The sequence below is a fragment of the Burkholderia sp. E168m23 genome (genome assembly GCF_016586125.1).
Classification (GTDB): Bacteria; Pseudomonadota; Gammaproteobacteria; order Burkholderiales; family Burkholderiaceae; genus Burkholderia; species Burkholderia orbicola.
This window is the reverse complement of record NZ_BCPP01000716.1, coordinates 1-3,758: the sequence shown is the minus strand read 5'-3', so window position 1 is coordinate 3,758 and position 3,758 is coordinate 1. Positions and strand designations below refer to the sequence as shown.

1 protein-coding gene and 1 pseudogene are annotated in these 3,758 nt (G+C 61.9%); both read right to left on the bottom strand.

Annotated elements, in window-relative coordinates:
* A pseudogene (locus JMF90_RS28130) lies at positions 1-1,655 on the bottom strand (DNA-directed RNA polymerase subunit beta'); the annotation flags it as partial.
* A 21-nt stretch (positions 1,656-1,676) separates the two neighbouring features.
* Positions 1,677-3,758 (bottom strand): DNA-directed RNA polymerase subunit beta (gene rpoB / locus JMF90_RS28125; protein ID WP_201325703.1); only part of this gene is annotated, 2,082 nt, incomplete at its 5' end.

Sequence of the window (3,758 nt, the reverse complement as noted above, 5' to 3'; positions counted from 1 at the left end):
ATCCGCACGTTGACGCGCGAGGCCAGCTCGACTTCCTTGTTCTCGTACGCGCGGATGACTTCCGACACGCCCGTGAACGACAGGCCTTCGCCCTTGCCGTTGACCGCTTCGCGGGTCGCGTAGTACAGACCCAGCACGATATCCTGCGACGGCACGATCGACGGATCGCCGTTGGCCGGGAACAGCACGTTGTTCGATGCGAGCATCAGCGTGCGCGCTTCCATCTGCGCTTCGAGCGACAGCGGCACGTGAACGGCCATCTGGTCACCGTCGAAGTCGGCATTGAACGCCGCGCAGACGAGCGGGTGCAGCTGGATTGCCTTGCCTTCGATCAGCACCGGCTCGAACGCCTGGATACCGAGACGGTGCAGCGTCGGCGCACGGTTCAGCATCACCGGATGCTCGCGGATCACCTCTTCGAGGATGTCCCACACCACCGGCGTCTGGTTCTCGACTTCCTTCTTCGCAGCCTTGATGGTCGTCGCGACGCCCATCACTTCCAGCTTGTTGAAGATGAACGGCTTGAACAGCTCGAGCGCCATCAGCTTCGGCAGACCGCACTGGTGCAGCTTCAGCGTCGGGCCGACCACGATGACCGAACGGCCCGAGTAGTCGACGCGCTTGCCCAGCAGGTTCTGACGGAAACGACCGCCCTTGCCCTTGATCATGTCGGCGAGCGACTTCAGCGGACGCTTGTTCGCGCCCGTCATCGCCTTGCCGCGACGACCGTTGTCGAGCAGCGAGTCGACGGCTTCCTGCAGCATCCGCTTTTCGTTGCGGACGATGATTTCAGGCGCCTTCAGCTCGAGCAGACGCTTCAACCGGTTGTTACGGTTGATCACGCGGCGATACAGGTCGTTCAGGTCCGACGTCGCGAAACGGCCGCCGTCCAGCGGCACGAGCGGACGCAGTTCCGGCGGCAGCACCGGCAGCACTTCGAGGATCATCCACTCGGGCTTGATGCCCGAACGCTGGAATGCCTCGAGGACCTTCAGGCGCTTCGCGTACTTTTTGATCTTCGCTTCCGAGCCGGTGTTCTTCAGCTCGGTGCGCAGCGTCTCGACCTGCTCGTCGATGTTGATCGCGCGCAGCAGTTCACGCACGCCTTCCGCGCCCATTTCGGCACGGAATTCGTCGCCGTATTCCTCGACCTTGTTGTAGTAATCCTCTTCGGTCATGATCTGCCGCGCCTTCAGCGGCGTCATGCCCGGTTCGATCACCACGTACGCTTCGAAGTACAGCACGCGTTCGATGTCGCGCAGCGTCATGTCGAGCACCATGCCCAGACGCGACGGCAGCGATTTCAGGAACCAGATGTGCGCGACCGGCGAGGCCAGTTCGATGTGGCCCATCCGCTCGCGACGCACCTTCGCCAGCGTCACTTCGACGCCGCACTTCTCGCAGATCACGCCGCGGTGCTTCAGGCGCTTGTACTTGCCGCACAGGCACTCGTAGTCCTTGATCGGCCCGAAGATCTTCGCGCAGAACAGACCATCGCGTTCCGGCTTGAACGTACGGTAGTTGATGGTCTCCGGCTTCTTCACTTCGCCGAACGACCACGAACGGATCTTGTCGGGCGAGGCCAGACCGATCTTGATCGCGTCGAAAACTTCTTCCTGTTGGACTTGCTTGAATAGATCGAGCAGAGCTTTCATTGCTTTCTCTCCGTAGTCCGATTAATTGCGGTCGAGATCGATATCGATACCGAGCGAGCGGATTTCCTTCACGAGCACGTTGAAGGATTCCGGCATGCCTGCATCGATCACGTGATCGCCCTTGACGAGGTTTTCGTACACCTTCGTCCGGCCGGTCACGTCGTCCGACTTCACCGTCAGCATTTCCTGCAGCACGTAGGACGCGCCGTACGCTTCGAGCGCCCACACTTCCATTTCACCGAAACGCTGGCCACCGAACTGCGCCTTACCACCCAGCGGCTGCTGCGTGACGAGCGAGTACGGGCCGGTCGAACGCGCGTGCATCTTGTCGTCGACCAGGTGGTGCAGCTTCAGGTAGTGCATGTAGCCGAGCGTCACGCGACGTTCGAACATTTCACCCGTGCGGCCGTCGTACAGGCGGACCTGGTTCTTCGACGGGTTCATGCCGAGCTGTTCGGCGATGTCGTCCGGGAACGCGAGGTCGAGCATCTTGCCCATTTCTTCCTCGGTCGCACCGTCGAACACCGGCGTCGCGAACGGCACGCCTTCGCGCAGGTTCTTCGCGAGTTCGAGGATCTCGTCGTCGGTGAAGCTTTCCAGATCTTCCTGGCGGCCCGACTCGTTGTAGATCTTCGTCAGGAACGTGCGCAGTTCCTCGATCTTCGCCTGACGCTGCAGCATTTCGCCGATACGCCAGCCGAGGCCCTTCGCGGCCCAGCCGAGGTGCACTTCCAGAACCTGACCCACGTTCATCCGCGACGGCACGCCGAGCGGGTTCAGCACGACGTCTGCCGGACGGCCATCGGCCATGTACGGCATGTCTTCGATCGGGACGATCTTCGACACGACACCCTTGTTACCGTGACGGCCTGCCATCTTGTCGCCAGGCTGCAGACGGCGCTTCACCGCGAGGTACACCTTGACCATCTTCAGCACGCCCGGCGGCAGTTCGTCGCCTTGCGTGAGCTTCTTGCGCTTCTCTTCGAACGCGAGATCGAACTGGTGACGCTTCTCTTCGATCGAGTTCTTGATCGCTTCGAGCTGCGCCGCTGCTTCGTCGTCCGCGAGGCGGATGTCGAACCAGTGGTAGTGGTCGAGGTCTTCCAGGTAAGCCTGGTCGATCTTCGTGCCCTTCGCGAGCTTCTTCGGACCGCCGTTCGCGACCTTGCCCACGAGCATGCGTGCGAGACGCTGGAACGCGTCGCCTTCCACGATGCGCAGCTGGTCGTTCAGGTCGAGACGGTAGCGCTTCAGTTCGTCGTCGATGATCTGTTGCGCACGCTTGTCGCGCTGGATGCCTTCACGCGTGAACACCTGGACGTCGATCACGGTGCCGCTCATGCCCGACGGCACGCGCAGCGACGTGTCCTTCACGTCCGAAGCCTTCTCGCCGAAGATCGCGCGCAGCAGCTTCTCTTCCGGCGTCAGCTGGGTCTCGCCCTTCGGCGTGACCTTGCCGACCAGCACGTCGCCTGCTTCGACTTCAGCACCGATGTACACGATGCCCGACTCGTCGAGACGGCCGAGCTGGACTTCCGCCAGGTTCGAGATGTCGCGCGTGATTTCTTCCGGCCCGAGCTTCGTGTCGCGTGCAACGACGTTCAGCTCTTCGATGTGGATCGACGTGTAGCGATCGTCCGCGACCACCTTCTCCGAGATCAGGATCGAATCCTCGAAGTTGTAGCCGTTCCACGGCATGAACGCGATCAGCATGTTCTGGCCGAGCGCGAGCTCGCCCAGGTCCGTCGAGGCGCCGTCGGCCAGCACGTCGCCGCGCGAGACCTTGTCGCCCATCTTCACGATCGGACGCTGGTTGATGTTCGTGTTCTGGTTCGAACGCGTGTACTTGATCAGGTTGTAGATGTCGACACCGACTTCACCCGCGACCGCTTCGTCGTCGTTCACGCGAATCACGATACGGCCTGCGTCGACGTAGTCGACCACACCGCCGCGGAACGCCTGGACCGTCGTACCCGAGTCGACCGCGCAGGTGCGCTCGATGCCCGTACCGACGACCGGCTTTTCCGGACGCAGACACGGCACGGCCTGACGCTGCATGTTCGAACCCATCAATGCACGGTTCGCGTCATCGTGCTCGAGGAA